This is a genomic window from Martinezella tropici, from assembly GCF_003287875.1.
Classification (GTDB): Bacteria; Pseudomonadota; Alphaproteobacteria; order Rhizobiales; family Rhizobiaceae; genus Rhizobium; species Rhizobium tropici_C.
The window spans coordinates 385,049-401,602 of record NZ_QMKK01000061.1; the positions used below are offsets into that span (position 1 = coordinate 385,049).

Below are 16,554 nucleotides of genomic sequence, written 5' to 3' on the forward strand. Positions count from 1 at the left end.
GACCCCTTGACCGATAATGGCGCCACAACGATTGCCTTGACGACTGGAAAAGACGCGATACGTCGCAGCACGCTCCCGGTCGATATCATTCTTGCGTTGGTGGCGATGGCGGGGCCTCTCTATGTCGACATCATGCCTGCCCTGATCGCCACTCTTCGTACAGAGTACGGACTGCGCCCGGATCAGGCAGGGCTGGTGGCCGGAGCCAACGGCTATGGCTCAATGGTTGGCGCACTCTTGGCGCTGTTTCTAGTCTCGCGAATCCCTTGGCGAGCCCTTCTGCTTGGCCTGCTCGCACTGCTGGTCATCGCTGATCTCACAACAATGGCAGTGCGGGATTACACGTGGCTACTCGGCATTCGCTTCATTCACGGGGTTGCGGGAGGCCTCGTGGTCGGCGTGACCTATGCCCTGATGTCGCAGACGCCTGACGCTCGGCGCAGCTTCGGTGTGTTGTTTGTCTTTCACTTCGGCCTCGGTGGACTAGGCATCGTCATGTCGTCGCTGCTCGCCGACATGCTGCACCGTGGTATCGTATTCGGCATACTGGCGGCGTTTGGCTTTATCGCCGCTGCCCTCGTGCCCTTTCTTCCCGACTTTCGGCAACCCGGTGGTGCTTCCTACTCTCCGTCCGGCCGAACATCGCGGTGGATGTCAAAGCCACTATTGCTGAAAGTTATCGGAATTTTCCTTTTTCAGGCCGCTAATCTGGGGCTTGGCGCCTTTCTCATCGGCATTGCCGTGAATCTCGGACAATCGCAGACATTTGCAGGCCTTGTCGTAGGGCTCGGGTTGGCTGCGGGTGTTCCAGGATCGCTGATCATGATCTGGTTGAGCCGCAGACTGGGCTGGCGGCCGGTGGTGCCGGCCTTGTTGATCGCGGGTCTGGTCAAGCTAGGGGTGTTGGTCGGGACGACGCCTGCCGGCTTCGCATTGGGTGTAACCGCGATCTACCTGACCATGGCCGTTGCTCTGCCCTATGTGCTGGCAGCATGCGCGACGAGCGGCGAAGACGGGTACGGCACCGTGCTTGGCGGCTTCGCCTCGAAATTGGGGCTCGCCTGCGGCCCCGTCGCTTCGGGATTTCTGTTTGCGCAAAGCCCAGGCATCCTCGTGATCGCCTCCACCGTTACTGTTGTGATCGCCGCTGCGGCCTTCGCAATGTCGTTCCGGCTGGAAAGCTTGCGCGGAGCAGAGGCGGGAACAGGGCCGTCTCCTTTAAAGAAATGGGCTGGCAGTCGATAGGCGCAAGACATAAGACGGCAGAGGGTGGCAAACCCATGAACGCTGCTGATTTGTGAGCTGCGGCAGGGCACAGCTTCCGTTTCCCACGGGTGCGCAACAAGCACGCTCCGATTGGCCCGTGGCGGAATGACGGCGATAGAAAACTCCGGATGCGGGAGAAGTCGGGCGAAAGAAGCCTTGCATTGGCCAATGAGTCCATCGGCTGCGACTCCGATTTTATCTCGTTCCCGGCGCAAATCCGCCGGCACGGACCTGCCGAGAGCAGGCTGAAGGCGCGCGTCCAGCCGGCACTGTGAAATCTTCGACCGAGTTCCAACCAATCCGGAAGATGTTCGACCTATTCATGCGTATAGTGTCGGGCCTCAAGCCGCCTTGCTACCCTTCGTGCAGAATCTTTTTGCATCGATCACGACGGGTTCCGATAACCATGACCGACCAGACTTCCACCGGGAACAACGCTTCGGCTGTGCCTACGCCACCACCCTCCCCCGTCATGGCGACGATCCGGCGTGTGACCATCCCCTTCCTTGCGATTGTCATTGTCGGATCAGCGGTTGCTTCCGTCATCATCGACTGGGATAGCTGGATCGCTGGCGCGGCACATCAGTCGACCGACGATGCGATCGTCAACGCCGATATTTCAACGCTCAGCGCGCAGATCAGCGGGACCATTAAGAGCGTCCCGGTCGCTGATTATCAGAAGGTCACCAAGGGCACGCTGCTCGCCGAAATCGACCCTCGCACCTATCAGGCGGCGGTCGCGGTTGCATCGGCTAATCTTGCATCGGCAAACGCCACCCTCGCCAACCTTGCCAATCAGATCGATCTGCAGAAGGCCGTGATCGATGCCGCCGAGGCACAGCATGTCTCTGCTCTTGCGCAACAGACACAAGCGGATGAGGAATATCGCCGCCAGACGGATCTGGGCGGCGCAACGACCCAGCAAGCAGTCCAACAGGCCGAAGCTGCCGCCGTCCAAGCGGCAGCCTCCGTACGGTCCACCGCGGCTGCAACCTCACAGCAACAGGCACAGCTGAAAGTGCTTCAAGGCCAGCAACCGCTCTTGCGCGCCCAGGTGGAAGCGGCACAGGGCAACCTTGATACGGCGAAGATCAACGAGGGCTATACCCGGATCTACGCCCCCTTCGACGGAATGCTCGGCAAACGCCTCGTCCACGAGGGAGATTTCGTCACCGCCGGCACAGGCATTTTCTCCGAAGTCCCGCTCCCGAACGTCTATGTGACGGCGAATTTCAAGGAAACACAGCTGTCCCGGATGGCAGCTGGCGACAAGGCGGAAATCAGGGTCGACACCTTCCCCGGCCAGATCTTGCGCGGCACGGTGGTCGACCTGTCACCGGCAAGCGGCTCGATCTTCGCTCTCCTGCCTCCGGACAACGCGACCGGGAACTATACCAAGGTCGTTCAGCGCATACCCGTGAAAATCGCCATAGACGCGGACCAGCCATTGCTGACCGAACTTCGCCCGGGCATGTCGGCGATCGTCACCATCGACACATCGGGTGAAGCAGGCCGATGACGACCGCCATTCGCTCGTTCGGTCCGGTCACGCACGGCACGACGGCCAGCCGGCCACTGCTGATCGTCGCTGCTCTGCTCCTTGCCTCATTCGTGGTCGGCTTCGACACCCGCGTCTTTGCGGTCGGCCTGCCGGACCTTCGGGCCGCCTATTCGCTGAGCGTTGACGAAGCATCGTGGCTGAGCACGATCGCTAACGCGCCTCAGATCCTGATCGCGTCGGGTGTTGCCTGGCTCGCCACGGTTTTTGGCGTCCGGCTGATCATGATCCCGGCGGCTCTCGTCTATGCCATCGTTTCACTTGAGATCCCGATGGTCAACGACGGCCCCCTCCTCTTCGTTCTGCATGCGATCAGAGGCCTCCTGTTGGGGGTTTTCATTCCCACGACGATTATGGTGATCTTCCGCAACCTCGACAAACGCTACTGGCTGGTCGGGATCGCCATCTACGCGTTGCGGGCTCCGTTGTCGCAGAATCTCGGTTTCGTCCTTGTCGGCGTTTACGGCGACTATCTAGGCTGGCAATGGATGTATTGGCAGGATGTGATCGTTGCACCATTGATCGCGCTCCTGCTCTTCATCGCCGCCCCAAAGGAAGAGATCAATTTCGGCCTTCTGAAGCAGGCGGATTGGGGTGGGATGATGTTGCTCGGCTCGTCGATGACAATGCTGTATATCGGGCTGGATCAGGGAAACCGACTCGATTGGTTTGCGTCCGGGACGATCATCGCGCTTTTGGCGGGTGGATCCATCCTCGCGGTGGGCTTCTTGATCAACGAAAGCATGGTCGACCATCCCTGGGCGCATTTCAGCGTGATCATGAGCCGGAACATTGGACTCGGCTATGCCATTATCGTCTGCTACGCGCTTTCAAGCGCAGGCGCCTCCATCGCTATTCCCGGCTTCCTGCAGAATGTAATCGGACTGCGGCCGATCTCGATCTCGACCCTATACCTCGTCGGGGCCGTGATCCCGGTATTTCTGTTTATCACCGTGGCGCTGCTGCTGTTGCGCCGTTTCGATGCGCGTTTGTGTATCGTCATCGGCCTGGCGCTGATGGCGCTCGGTTCACAGCTCGGATCGAAGCTGACGATCGCCTGGGCGCCATGGAATTTCTTTCCGACCATCATCTTCCAGACGGCGGGGCAATCCTTTGCTTTCTTTGCCGCGGTTGTCTATCTGATCGGAAATTCGGACCCGTCTCGTTCCACCGCGGTGTCCGCTTATATTCAGGTCGTACGGCTTGGAAGCGTCGAACTTGCAACAAGCGCTCTGGCGACGCTGCAACGGCACCGCGAACAGTATCACTCAGACATTTTAAACGGGCCAGTAGCCGCGACATCACAACAGCTCCACGTTTTGCTGAGCAAGCTGCAGCACGTTTTCGGTACGGGCACGCGCGCTCACGTTGAAAGCCTCTCGACGGTCGCCGGCAAGATCCAGAGCCAGGCGATGGTCCTTGCCTATAGCGATCTGTTCGTTCTGTCCTGTTTGGCGGCAATATTCGGCCTGCTGATTGCGGTCTTCATGGTTTCCATGCCCTATGGGCCGCTTCACCCCGAATTCCAACATCAGGCGCGAGGGGACACGAAACCCGACGATCGGGTTTGAAGCGATCTCGGGGCACCTTTCCCATGACACGCCCTGCGTCGCCGCGTGCGACAGGCTTGAGCGCATGTCATCCGCGATTCCACAGGGAGGTTCAAAGTACGAAGAGGCGGGTCATCCAGTCCAGCGAGATGAAACCGGCGTATGCCGTACCTATGCTTGAGTATAGCTTCGGATACCTGCGCGCGCTGCTAGTCTTACAAGAGACCAATGGCGGAGACTCCCGATGACGAAGAAGCGCCCGGACGGCATCAAGGCATATAATGAACCGGCAGGTGGCTGGGGGGCCCTGAAGGCCGTCGCAGAAACGCTCGCCAGACAGCAGGTTATCGCTCAGGGCACGGCGACCCTGTTGAAGGCGAACCAGCCGGAAGGTTTCGATTGTCCCGGCTGCGCCTGGCCAGACCCAAAGCATACGTCATCCTTCGAGTTCTGTGAGAACGGCGCCAAGGCGATCACCTGGGAATCCACCGCCAAGCGCGTCAGCCCCGATTTCTTTGCGAACCATACGGTGGCAGAGCTCTGGAAATGGACCGATCACGAGCTGGAGAACGAGGGGCGCCTGACGCACCCGATGATCTATGATGCCAAGAGCGACCGCTACCAGCCGATCGAATGGGACGAAGCCTTTGCCCTTATCGGCAAGGAGCTGAACGCCCTCGAAAGCCCGCATCAGGCCGAATTCTACACGTCTGGCCGTGCCTCAAACGAGGCGGCTTTCGTCTATCAGGTCTTCGTGCGTGCCTTCGGCACCAACAATTTCCCGGACTGCTCCAACATGTGCCACGAGGCGACCAGTGTCGGGCTGCCGGAATCGATTGGTGTCGGCAAGGGAACGGTCACACTCGAGGACTTCGACCATTGCGACGCGATCTTCAGCTTCGGGCACAATCCGGGCACCAACCATCCGCGCATGATGACGACGCTGCACGAGGCCTCCCGCCGAGGCACGCCGATCGTCGTCTTCAATCCGTTCAAGGAACGGGCGCTCGAGAAGTTCGCCGCCCCCCAGGATCCGATCGAAATGGCGACCTTCTCCTCGACCGAGATCGCATCCGCCTATCATCAGGTCCGCACCGGCGGCGACCTCGCCGCGCTCAAGGGCATGATGAAGCTGATATTCGAACGGGATGCCGCGGATCTCGCCAAGGGCGGACCCGGCGTCCTCGACCGCGCCTTCATCGCCGAACATACGCTCGGCATCGACGAGTTGCGCCGTGATGTCGAAGAGACAAGCTGGGACGATATTCTCCACTATTCCGGCCTGTCGCGTGCTTCGATTGAAAGCGCTGTCGACGTCTATTTGAAGGCCAAGAATGTCATCCTCTGCTACGGCATGGGGCTGACCCAGCATGCGAATGGCACGCATAACGTTCAGCAAGCCGCCAATCTCCTGATGCTGCGCGGCAATCTTGGACGCGAGGGCGCCGGTATCTCCCCGATCCGAGGCCATTCGAACGTCCAGGGTGACCGTACAGTCGGGATCACGGAAATCCCCAATGCCGCGCTTCTCGATGGCATGGAACGCGCTTTTGGCTTCCGTCCGACGGGCGAAAAGGGCCACAATGCAATCGAGGCGATCGAAGCGATCGCTGAAGGCCGCTCAAAGGCCCTGATCTGCCTCGGCGGCAATCTGGCGGTCGCGATGTCGGACCCGACGGTGACGTTCCCGGGCATGCGCAAGCTTGATCTCGCGGTTCACATTTCAACAAAGCTCAACCGGTCTCACTTGTTGACCGGAAAGACTTGCATCGTTCTACCGTGCCTCGGTCGAACCGATCTCGACACGCAGGCATCCGGTCCGCAATCGGTGACGGTCGAGGACTCCATGTCGATGGTCCATGCCTCGCGTGGCTTCCTCAATCCGCCGAGCCCTTTCCTCAAGTCCGAACCCGCCATCCTGGCCGGCATCGCCCAGACAACACTCGGGGATCGGTATGGAATCGACTGGGCGGGCATGATCGAAAATTACGATCGGATCCGCGACAAGATCGAGATCGTCTTCCCCGACTTCAAGGACTTCAACAAGCGGGTGCGCGTACGCGGCGGCTTCCGGCTCAATGTTCCAGCCTCCCATCGCGAATGGCACACGGCCACGGGCAAAGCGAACTTTCTCATCTCCTGCGGCCTGGACGAGGATCCGAGGCTGAAGGACCCCGAGACGCTGGTCATGGCAACGATGCGCAGCCACGACCAGTACAATACGACGGTCTACGGCCTGGACGACCGGTATCGCGGCGTCTTCGGTCGGCGCGACGTCATCTTCATCAGTGCTGCAGATCTCAAGGCGCGCGGCCTGGAGGATGGCGATCTCATCGATGTCCATGCAGTTACGACAGGCCCTGAACGCTCGGTCCGCGGATATACCGCAGTCGCCTACGATCTTCCCCAGGGTTCGGTCGGCGGATACTATCCGGAAATGAATGCCATCGTTGCGCTCAGTCACTACGATCACAGATCAGGGACGCCCGCCTACAAGGGCGTTCCAGTCAAGATCGTGCGTTCGCAGGTAGCGTGAGAAGGCGAAGCGGCCTTGACATGACATGAGGCGATGGAACGATTATCTGCATGTGCCGTCATCGGGGAGGAAAGGCCGCGTTCATGCGTAATATTGCAAGGACGCGCTCTTCGCGAGCAACACCGTTTCATACCATTGCCATACCTCAGAGGTATAATATTCACACTCGACCGCGCCAGGAGCGTCGCTCTGGAATGTAGGTTCTTGCAACCCTAGCAGGGTAAGATAATATAGTACTACGCGAAGTTCTCGCGCACGCCTGTATCCTTCGGGTCCGCTTCCACGATCACCGTGTTGCGGCCTGGATCATTGCATAACCGATCACGCCAAGCAGATCTGTTTGCATCGACAGCCTGCCGCTGAATCCGGTGAGACACCCTATCTGAAATTTTCGAGGCCGATCTTCCCGATGGGAAGTTGGCTTCCATCAGACGAACAACGCATCGGCTCGCATCATTGGGGGGAACAATGGGCAAACTGACGAGAGCGCATGCATGGTGTAATGGCGAGGTTGCCTATGTGGCATGGGCGGCCGACGGTCCGATCGCCGGCTGCATCGGCTTCATGGTGACCAGGGTCCATGAGACCGGACAGGATGCCGGCACAAAACGGATTCTGCCAACCTGGATCGCTTTCACCGACCAATCCAATCCCGATTGGCTGGAGCAGGACAGTTCGGTCTGGCCAATTCAGCAATATCAGTGGCGAGACCTGACGCTGAGACGATCACGCAACACCGCCGAGGTCCGGCCGATCGACTTCAAGGTCCATTACAAGGTGGTCCCGGTCGGTTTGGCTGGCAAGGCAGAAGACAAGTTGCCGCCTTCGGCGACCGCACCTTACCTCGATGAACAGGGCAAGCCGCGTTACGTCGGACCACAAAAAGCGCTGTTCGCGCTGGGACCAGCGATTTCGACGCCGACAATCGATGTCACCCATGATTTTCCATCCGGAGGCTCGATCAAGGCGACCTTCACGAACGGAATTCTTTCAACCCAGAATCTTTTGCGCCAGCTCGAAGACATCCAGGGCAAGAAACCGCAGGCGGTAGCCGCCGGCCCGATCGACAATGGCAAGGCCAAGGGTATCTTGGCGACGCTCAAGAAACATATCCCGATCAAGAACGACAAGATCCGTCTCTTCCTGACCGCCGACGTTTTGAGTTTCCTTTTGCATCTGATCGACCGGACAGAGCAGTCCGCGACCGGCGAACTGTATCTGGCGCTCTACGAGCTTCATGACCCCGAGTTGATCGACCGCCTGGAAGCTCTCGTCAAGAAAGGCAAAGCTCGCGTCATCCTCTCCACGGCGAGCTCAGCTGATGTGAATCCGAAGGGCGCGCCGCCTCCGAAGCAGCCGATTGTGTGGGACGTGGAAAACTACCCTGCACGTCTGCGCCTACATGCGGCCAACAGCTCGAACGTCCACGACCGTCTTTTCAATAATGACGATCATATCGGTCACAACAAGTTCGCAGTCTTCGTCGAAAATGGCAAACCTCAAACCGTTCTGACAGGCAGCACCAACTGGACCGAAACCGGCCTCTGCACGCAGTCGAACAACGTGATCCTGCTTGATGACGAGGCGATTGCCCAGCAATATCTGGGGTTCTGGAACGACCTTCTGGCCGACAAACAGCCCGCAGGAGTGCCGCTGACCGCAAAGGCAGGCAGAAAAACCGCAACGGGATTTGCCGCAAACAAAGCGGTGCAGTCAGATATTCTTCGATCCGCCAACGCGAAACTCAAGCCGGAGATCGCCGTTGCAGGCGGGTCGAAAGTCGAGATCTTCTTCTCTCCGAACACCAAGGAACCAACCAAGGATAAAAATTCACCGACGCCAATTGATCTCGCCCGGGTGTATTCGCTCATGGAGCACGCGAGCGACGCAATCTTCTTCCTGACGTTTTATCCCGGTGTTCGAGGCGAGCAGAATATCGTCGGCACTGCGGCCGATCTGGCGGCCAAACGGCCCGAGCTCCTCGTGCAGGGGGCAATCAGCAATCCGAAAGCTCTGCCACCGGCCAAAGCCGGCACACCAACCACCTACAAGACACCCTCCGGGAAAGAGAAGAAACTTCCGCAACCATCCATCTGGTGGCCAGGTGGCGATGATAGCCGGGTTGCGATGATCCGTGCCTCCGCGGTGACAATCCGAACGGGAGACCTTCGTCCTGAGCTTCTCAGCGCAGGCCATGCAATCATCCACGACAAGATCATTGTCATCGATCCATTGCATCCGACCAATTGCACGGTGATCACCGGCAGCCACAATCTCGGATACAAAGCATCCTACCAGAATGACGAGAACTTACTCATCATCCGCGGCAACCAGGCGCTCGCGATCGCTTACGCCGTCCACGTCCTCGATACCTATGATCACTATGTCATGCGCGCGAGGCTGGAGGACGAAAGACGGAAGGCGCTGATTGCGACTGGAAAAGAACCGGTTTCCAACTCCGGGGGCTTCCTTCGCCTGAATGATCAGTGGCAGTCACGCTGGTTCGCCCCCGGCGGCCCGCCGTCCAGCCGCGACTATTTCCTGGGCATTTGATGAGGGGAGATCGGACGAGCTTGAAACCACTCCGCCCGCCGATGCCGTCGACGAGCCAGGTCCGATATTGCAACCCCTTGCATCAGCAACATCGAGCGCCGGGGAATTGCCGGGAAGGAACCCGGGAGATTGTGTTCCGGCACGACAACGCGACGCGGCGTTACATCGACTTCCCCGCATTCAGGTTTAGATCCCGCTACACCTAAGTATAGTGGTTCTCAAAACGCTCCAGCGCTACTTTGAAGCATTGCCTCCCCGCCCGGAGGCGAACGGCCCTCCCGGTCGTTCAGCTTCGATGTCCTCCCCTCCATCGAAGTCGGCGGACCCGGTCCGTCCAAGACCGTCCCCTTGTCCAAGGGGACGGTCTTTTCCGCATTAAGGCACAGCGCAGGACATCGCTGGCCGGATGTCAGCTCGGTCGCTCAGATCGTTGGGGGATACATTTCGCTTGAAATTACCGGACGTCAGCGGCCAGATTTCAACTGAACGGGAGGGAACGCCGTCTCATTATTTTGACGATCAAGTGAGAATGTCACAGGAAGTGAGTGACAATTGGTCAATCTGAACTTCCTGTGCACGACTAAAGGCGGTACGAGGCATCGTCCGATCGAGATTTCAAAAGGCGTGATCTCTCACGCCTTTGGCGTCGCTATTACCGGTCGTCTTCGCCGGGTCCCAAAACGCATGTGGGCACGTAGCAGTTCTCGAGATTCGGAACCAGGCGGGACTGGAGCTCTTCGCCTGGATCGCATTTGCTGTCTGAACTTACATAGCGGATATAAAGGTCCAACTCCGGCTGCCGCCTATCGCTATAGTGATACAAATAGGCTCCGTCCGAGTTGATCGCCTGCTTTAGCCCGGCACACGTTTGGCCAGCGAACGCCGCCGGCGCCAACCCTACTGTTGCGATGATCACGATTGCAACACGCGATGCAGCCGAAATGGCCGTCATGGAAAGGCTTCGGTCATGACTGTGGTGATTGTAGGTCATCTCTCAATATCCTTCGTTGATTGACGAGATAACAGTAGGACAGATTGAGTAATCGCCACTATCGAACATTCGTTTATGCCACGCTAGACCATGGTATTATAGTATAGTTTCACTATATGACCGAGATGGTGTCGCCCCGGCGCAAGCCCGGCGACCTGCCGAGCTGCAAGCTCGCAGCGCAGCCAATACCCGGCGATTCCGCGCATAGTTGAATGAGAGCGGTTCGGAGATTCGGTGAAAAACTGAAGTGCTCTACCAGCCATCGCTCAATCTACAATTTGGGCGTCAGCATGTCGAAACGATCCCGGATCGTGGAACAGGTGTCGCCGCCCAATCGTGCTATAGCGTCGATCGTTCCGGGATCAACGTGCAGTCGGTTGTCGACCGCCCCCTCACGATAATGGGCGTAGACGATCTCGCCCATGATGATCTGGCGCGACTTGCCGAGCTCCAGCGTCACATGTCGTTTGCATTCAAACGATGCCGGCGCTTCGGCGATCCAAGGTGATGCGACTTTCGTGCCGGGCATGGCCGTCAGTCCGGCCTGCTGCAACTCATCGACGCCGCGCGGATATTTGGCCCCGCAAACATGCATGGCCTCGGCAATCGCGAAGGAGACGATGTTGACTGTGAAGACCTCGGTCATTCGGATATTGTGGCCCGTGTCCTTGAACGACATGTCCGGATTGTTCTCGACGCCGAGCGCAAGGATCGGCGGATCGGCGGACAGGCAATTGAAGAAACTGAACGGCGCGGCATTGATGCGACCATTTTCGTCCACCGTGGTCACAAGCGCGATCGGTCGCGGGATGATCGTGCCGATCATTAGCTTGTAACGATCATGGGCGCTCAACGTTGTGAAGTCGAACGAGACCACCCCGCCGTTTGCAGGTTTCTCAGCAGAAATTGCCGACATGTTCAGTGTCCTCTTATTCGGGCAGCATAGGGCGCGAGCAGATCGCAGATGTCCCGTTGCGGTTTCGCTAATCCTGACGGAAGCTGTGAAGGCGGATGTTGCTCAGAAGCAATGGCCGCGGCGATCGCGGCTTGTACCACCAAGACTGAACACATCACAGCTGGAGCGACGATCGCGACGTATCGCACCACGGTCGTCCCGGCGCCAGTTGTTTCATTAGTATATCTTTGAACGGTCTACAGTCGTTATTGCCTCTTCCAGCGCCAGAGCGGCCCCCAGCAATCGTTCATCGTGGTTCTTGGGAGCCGACAGCAGGAAGCCGACCGGCATGCCTGCTTCACCCGTGCCGCAAGGCAGGGAGACGCCGCACCAATCGAGGAAATTGCCGATTGCCGTGTTGCGCAGCGTTCTGCCATTGATCTTTACGAACAGCTCGTCATCGGCTTCCAGGGGGCCAAGCGCTGGCGCAACATGGGCAACCGTCGGATAGGCGACGAACTCGTTCGGCCCAAGCGTTGCGGCAACCTCCTTCACCAATTGCTCGCGCACCTTGAGCGTTTCCAGATAGCCGACCAGCGTCGTCTTCTCTCCAAGGCGTGTCCGCGCGACGACACGCCGATCCATGGAAGCGGCTTCCGGTCCTGCCAGACGGCGGTGATGCAGCACGAAGGCCTCGGCAGTAACCAGCGGCCCATACTCGGCCATCAGCTCAAAGAGCCTTTCGAAAGCTGGAAAGGCAGCTCGCTGGATCTTAACGCCAGCGGCACTCAATCTTGCCAGTGTCGCCTCGAAAGCTGCAAGAACACCATCCTGCGCATCATCCATGACGATATTTGTCGGCACCACGATGGAAAGCCCGGCGGCTTCGGCGCGCTCCACCTCGGGGACAAAGCGCCCACGCATTGCGGCATCGATCCAGATCGCATCCTGGACGCTGCGGCACAGCGGACCGAGGGAGTCGAGGCTCGTCGACAGCGGAAAGACCCCGCCCATGCTGTAGCGGCCATGGCTTGCCTTATAGCCGACAAGGCCGTTGAAAGCAGCCGGTATGCGCACCGAGCCGCCCGTATCCGTGCCGATCGCGACCGGCACGAGACCTGCCGCAACCGCGACGGCAGACCCCGAGGACGAACCGCCCGGAATCCGCGCGGCATCCGTTGCCAGCGGGTTTTGCGGCGTGCCGTAATGCGGATTGAGGCCGAGGCCGGAAAAGGCGAACTCGCTCATATTGACCCGGCCGACTGCGATCATGCCGGCAGCCTTCAACGCCTTGACGACCTCGGCATCGCCCTGAGCGGGCTCTGCATCCGCAAGCACGATCGACCCGGCCGTGGTCGGCAGGCCGGCGATTGCAAACAAATCCTTCAAGGCGACCGGAATACCATCCAGCAGCCCGCGCGAACGCCCCTCACGCAGCCGTCGGGACGAAGCCGCCGCCTCTTCCTTCGCGCGCGTTTCCAACAGTCGTGTGAAGATCGCCTGATCCTTGTAGGTCCGGATCGCGTCGAGGGTCTCCTCGGCCAGCGCGACCGGATCGAGACTGCCGGACTGGATCAGGACCGAGAGCTGCGCGATCGATTTGCCGAGATGTGTCTGCGTCATAGTCCCTGCTCTCCTTCTCAGCCGACTAGCTGCATCCAGCGGCGAACGAGATAATTGTGCTCATCCATTGTCGTATTCCAGACGGCAATGCAATTGGCACGCTGCCAATAGGATCCACCGCTGCGTACGGAATCTTTTTTGATCCGGGTCTGACCGTCGGGACCGGGCAGGTCTTCCGTCGCTGCGGCACCTTCATACCAGTAGTCCCATTCAGCCTGCGTCATGAACTGGCGCGAGCGCTGCGGCGTCGAAATGTAATAGCCCTGCCGCGCCACGACGGCACCCGGCCAGCCCGATATCCACCAGTTCAGATAATCGTAGGCGACATCGAGTAGACGACCGCTCAAGTGTTTCGAAAGGCACAAGCCGCCATGCCAGGCGCGATAGCCTTCAGCGGGCACCGCCTGCTCGACCGGCACACCCTTCGAGTTCAGGATACCGATGCCGGGCGACCACATGCTCTGGACGCTGGTCTCGCCAGCGATCATCAGCCGTGCCGCATCCTCGGCGGTCTTCCAGAAATCCCGGAAGAAGCCGGCCTTCTTGCGCTCCTCCAGGAGATCGATCAGCTGGTCGATCTCCTGAATGGACATATTGCCGATATCGTCGAAGGACATGAGGCCGGCCGCCTGCGCCGCCAGTGCCGCATCGAAGATGCCAATGGCAGGCTCGTCCACCAGCGCCACCCTGCCCGCCCAGCGCTCGTCGAAAAGCGCGCCCCAGGAATGCATCCCGATGCTATTGGGTGCCAGATCGGTCCGATAGGCGAAACTATCGAAATTATGCGTCGTCGGCAGCATCGAGATGAAGCGCGACGGCGTGTCGCCGAGAGCGAGGTTCGGCTGCACGAAGAGCTTTTTCGCCGGCACATCGCCAAGCCCCATTCGCGGGTTTGGGCCGATATGACCGGTTTTCGTGAGATCATTGACCTCATCCCAAAGCACGATGCGCTGGGTGTCCACAGGCTGGATTGCGCGCCAATGCCAGACGATATCGAGATTGTGGAAGCACTGGTCGTAGATATCGTAGGTTTCCGGCTCGCGGGCCGCCTTGTACTGCGTTGTCAGGAAGTCGTTGTTGTCGAAGGTGACATCGATGCCGAGATCGTCCTGTGCGCGCAGGCGCAGTTCCTCGAGCAGCGAAATCGCGGTGCCAAGCACGCGCAGGCGCGGGCGGCCCTTCAGATGCAGGGCGGGAGCGGACATGCTTTTAGCGACGGATTCATGCTTGTTCATAAAGACACCGATTGTCTCATCGCGCCGCAGCGATCGGGTAAGGCGCGGCAGGTACGTGCGCCAGTGTGAAGGCTTCGAAAGAGCGTTTCAAGAGAGTGCCGTCGAGCCCATCCAGGATGAAGACCAGCCGCGAAATGCGGTCTTCCGAGGGCCATCCATCCATATGCACCGGCGTGTGAACCAGATGCTGGACACCATGAACCGCAACCGGGCGCTCCTCGCCGCTGAGATTGAGGATGCCCTTTACCCGCAACACACGCTCCCCATGGCGATTGAGCAGCATGGTCAGCCAGAGCCCGAAAGCGGTCCAATCGACAGGCCTGTCTATGACGAGCGAAATCGAGGAAATGGCGGCCTGATGCGGAGTGCCGTCCGATGAGACGAGCTGCACCGGGTCCTCGCAGTAAAAACCGCTTTGCGATAGACTACTTGTTGAGACGTTGCTCCGGGCCGCGACGAGCGAGGAGAGATCGAGATCCGGATCGGCCGCGATCAGGATCGGGGCATCGGGATTGAGCGTTCGAAGGCGAGCTTGGAGGTCGTTTTCGCTACGATCCACCTCAAGATCCGTCTTGGTGACGATCAACCGGTCCGCAATCGCCGCCTGCCTGTTGGATTCGATATAGGTGTCAAGCTGGTGCAGCCCATTCACCGCGTCGACGGTCGTAATGACGTTGCCGGCGCAGAAGTGATGACGAAGGACCGGATCGGCCTTTATCGTCGAGAGCACGGGGAAAGGATCGGCAAGGCCGGTGCTTTCGATGATGACGCGCCGGAATGGTGGCAGCAGCCCGCGCTCGCGGCGGGAGTGGAGTTCCTTAAGTGCTGTGGCAAGGTCGTCTCGCACCGTGCAGCAGACGCAGCCGGAGCGCAGCAGCACCATCTCGCCCTCGACACTTTCGACGAGATCATGGTCAAGCCCGATCTCGCCGAATTCGTTGATGAGCACGGCGGTATCGGCGAAGGCCGCATCCGCCAGGATGCGCTTGAGCAGTGTCGTCTTGCCAGAACCGAGAAAGCCAGTCAAAAGATTGACCGGCAGAAAGCCACCCACCTCAATCGACACGCCGCGCCTCCATCCGGGCTATGAAGGTGACGTCGAGCGGATCGCAAGGCCGGCCGACGAGCCTTTCGGCCGCCGGCCAGAGATGACCGAGATCCTCGATGATTTCGCTCCTACCCGTTCTGGTCGACAAGATGAAGGATGCGCCCTGCCAATCGGAGAGGACAAGGCCGAAGCCCGAGAGCATCTCGTTGGCGGCGCGCACGCGCTCGGCACGCTCACGCCGCCGGTCAAAGCTGGCATGATTGCGCGTGAACACACCTGGCCGTGCCGCGGCATCCGTCCAATGCTCATTGCCGCCGAGCACGCCACACAGTGAACACATGGCAATCGCCTCCAACCTGATGCTTCGATACTTCAGCCTAGCCGGCTATTTCTTGCGCGGAAAGCGGGCTGCGAAATCGTCGGCAATCTCATTCATCGTAACGAACTTGACGCCGGGATGCTTGATCATATGCGCATAGAGCCGCTCCAGCATCATCAGCACCTGCGGCCGGCCGGCGACGTCGGGATGGATGGTGATCGGGAAGACGGCATAATCCATCTCGCGATAGACCCAGTCGAACTGGTCACGCCACATCTGCTCGATGTGATGGGGATTGACGAAACCATGACTGTTCGGCGATTTCTTGATGAACATCATCGGCGGCAGGTCGTCGAGATACCAGGATGCCGGGATTTCGATCAGATCGGTTTCCTGGCCGCGCTTCAGCGGCACCATCCAATCCGATGGCTTGCGGGAATAGTCGATCTTCGTCCAGCTATCACCGACACGCACATAATAGGGCGTGAAGTCATTGTGCATCAGCGAGTGATCGTACTTGATGCCGCGCTCCAGAAGCAGCTCGTTCGTCACGTTGGAGAATTCCCACCACGGTGCGACGTAACCGGTCGGGCGCTTGCCGGACAGCTTGGTGACCAGCTCGATGCACTTGTCGAGGATTTCCGTCTCCTGCTCGCGCGTCATGGCGATCGGATTTTCATGGCTGTAGCCATGGATGCCGATTTCATGGCCGGCATCGGCCACAGCCTGCATCTGCTCGGGAAAGGTCTCGATCGAGTGGCCGGGAATGAACCAAGTCGTCTTGATGCCGAAGCGTTCGAAGAGCTTCACCAGCCGCGGGCTGCCGACTTCGCCGGCAAAAAGGCCGCGCGAGATGTCGTCGGGTGAATCCTCCCCGCCATAAGAGCCGAGCCAGCCGGCGACGGCATCGACGTCGACGCCAAAACTGCACAAGATTTCCTTTGCCATGGGATGACCTCCTTTAATCGGGTTTTCTATGA

At 59.3% G+C, this 16,554-nt stretch carries 12 protein-coding genes; 5 read left to right on the forward strand and 7 right to left on the reverse strand.

The window, feature by feature from the left end:
* Positions 1-6 precede the first annotated feature (6 nt).
* The 5 genes from DQ393_RS32770 (at position 7) to DQ393_RS32790 (ending at position 9,463) form a co-directional block, all read left to right on the forward strand.
* Positions 7-1,245 carry an MFS transporter gene (locus DQ393_RS32770; RefSeq protein WP_112345825.1) on the forward strand — a complete coding sequence of 413 codons (1,239 nt, stop codon included), beginning with the start codon at positions 7-9 and terminating at the stop codon, positions 1,243-1,245.
* Positions 1,246-1,672: 427 nt separating this feature from the next.
* Positions 1,673-2,785, forward strand: a complete 1,113-nt coding sequence (locus tag DQ393_RS32775; RefSeq protein ID WP_112345826.1) for an HlyD family secretion protein — start codon at positions 1,673-1,675, stop codon at positions 2,783-2,785.
* Entirely contained in the window at positions 2,782-4,395 is a 1,614-nt protein-coding gene (locus DQ393_RS32780; protein ID WP_112345827.1) for an MFS transporter, read from the forward strand. Before DQ393_RS32775 ends, DQ393_RS32780 begins: the two co-directional genes overlap by 4 nt.
* Positions 4,396-4,618: 223 nt before the next feature.
* Positions 4,619-6,910: an FdhF/YdeP family oxidoreductase gene (locus DQ393_RS32785; protein ID WP_112345828.1), complete on the forward strand. Its 2,292-nt coding sequence runs from the start codon at positions 4,619-4,621 to the stop codon at positions 6,908-6,910.
* Positions 6,911-7,687: 777 nt separating this feature from the next.
* On the forward strand, positions 7,688-9,463 hold the full coding sequence (locus tag DQ393_RS32790) for a phospholipase D-like domain-containing protein (RefSeq protein ID WP_245430541.1): 1,776 nt from the start codon (positions 7,688-7,690) through the stop codon (positions 9,461-9,463).
* Positions 9,464-10,115: 652 nt separating this feature from the next.
* Here the strand turns inward: DQ393_RS32790 and DQ393_RS32795 are convergent.
* From DQ393_RS32795 to DQ393_RS32825, 7 genes are all read right to left on the reverse strand, one after another.
* Positions 10,116-10,454: a hypothetical protein gene (locus tag DQ393_RS32795; RefSeq protein WP_112345830.1), complete on the reverse strand. Its 339-nt coding sequence runs from the start codon at positions 10,452-10,454 to the stop codon at positions 10,116-10,118.
* 271 nt (positions 10,455-10,725) lie between these two features.
* A complete protein-coding gene (locus tag DQ393_RS32800) occupies positions 10,726-11,370 on the reverse strand; it encodes a flavin reductase family protein (RefSeq protein ID WP_432422053.1) in 645 nt (214 codons plus the stop codon).
* A 216-nt stretch (positions 11,371-11,586) separates the two neighbouring features.
* Entirely contained in the window at positions 11,587-12,972 is a 1,386-nt protein-coding gene (locus tag DQ393_RS32805; protein WP_112345832.1) for an amidase, read from the reverse strand.
* Positions 12,973-12,989: 17 nt separating this feature from the next.
* Positions 12,990-14,207 (reverse strand): ABC transporter substrate-binding protein, encoded by a 1,218-nt coding sequence (locus DQ393_RS32810; RefSeq protein WP_112345833.1) that lies wholly within the window; start codon positions 14,205-14,207, stop codon positions 12,990-12,992.
* A gap of 16 nt (positions 14,208-14,223) precedes the next feature.
* Positions 14,224-15,273 (reverse strand): CobW family GTP-binding protein, encoded by a 1,050-nt coding sequence (locus DQ393_RS32815; RefSeq protein WP_112345834.1) that lies wholly within the window; start codon positions 15,271-15,273, stop codon positions 14,224-14,226.
* Positions 15,263-15,595 carry a hypothetical protein gene (locus DQ393_RS32820; RefSeq protein WP_112345835.1) on the reverse strand — a complete coding sequence of 111 codons (333 nt, stop codon included), beginning with the start codon at positions 15,593-15,595 and terminating at the stop codon, positions 15,263-15,265. The genes DQ393_RS32815 and DQ393_RS32820 overlap by 11 nt, the downstream gene beginning before the upstream one ends.
* A gap of 45 nt (positions 15,596-15,640) precedes the next feature.
* Positions 15,641-16,522: a polysaccharide deacetylase family protein gene (locus DQ393_RS32825; protein WP_112345836.1), complete on the reverse strand. Its 882-nt coding sequence runs from the start codon at positions 16,520-16,522 to the stop codon at positions 15,641-15,643.
* Between the last annotated feature and the right edge of the window lie 32 nt (positions 16,523-16,554).

What these genes read in the sequence shown, in the direction of transcription:
- DQ393_RS32780 (WP_112345827.1), top strand. Translation starts at nt 2,782, where the DNA reads ATGACGACCGCCATTCGCTCGTTCGGTCCGGTCACGCACGGCACGACG.
- DQ393_RS32785 (WP_112345828.1), top strand. Translation starts at nt 4,619, where the DNA reads ATGACGAAGAAGCGCCCGGACGGCATCAAGGCATATAATGAACCGGCA.
- DQ393_RS32795 (WP_112345830.1), bottom strand. Translation starts at nt 10,454, where the DNA reads ATGACCTACAATCACCACAGTCATGACCGAAGCCTTTCCATGACGGCC.
- DQ393_RS32825 (WP_112345836.1), bottom strand. Translation starts at nt 16,522, where the DNA reads ATGGCAAAGGAAATCTTGTGCAGTTTTGGCGTCGACGTCGATGCCGTC.
- DQ393_RS32800 (WP_432422053.1), bottom strand. Translation starts at nt 11,370, where the DNA reads ATGTCGGCAATTTCTGCTGAGAAACCTGCAAACGGCGGGGTGGTCTCG.
- DQ393_RS32820 (WP_112345835.1), bottom strand. Translation starts at nt 15,595, where the DNA reads ATGTGTTCACTGTGTGGCGTGCTCGGCGGCAATGAGCATTGGACGGAT.
- DQ393_RS32810 (WP_112345833.1), bottom strand. Translation starts at nt 14,207, where the DNA reads ATGAACAAGCATGAATCCGTCGCTAAAAGCATGTCCGCTCCCGCCCTG.
- DQ393_RS32805 (WP_112345832.1), bottom strand. Translation starts at nt 12,972, where the DNA reads ATGACGCAGACACATCTCGGCAAATCGATCGCGCAGCTCTCGGTCCTG.
- DQ393_RS32775 (WP_112345826.1), top strand. Translation starts at nt 1,673, where the DNA reads ATGACCGACCAGACTTCCACCGGGAACAACGCTTCGGCTGTGCCTACG.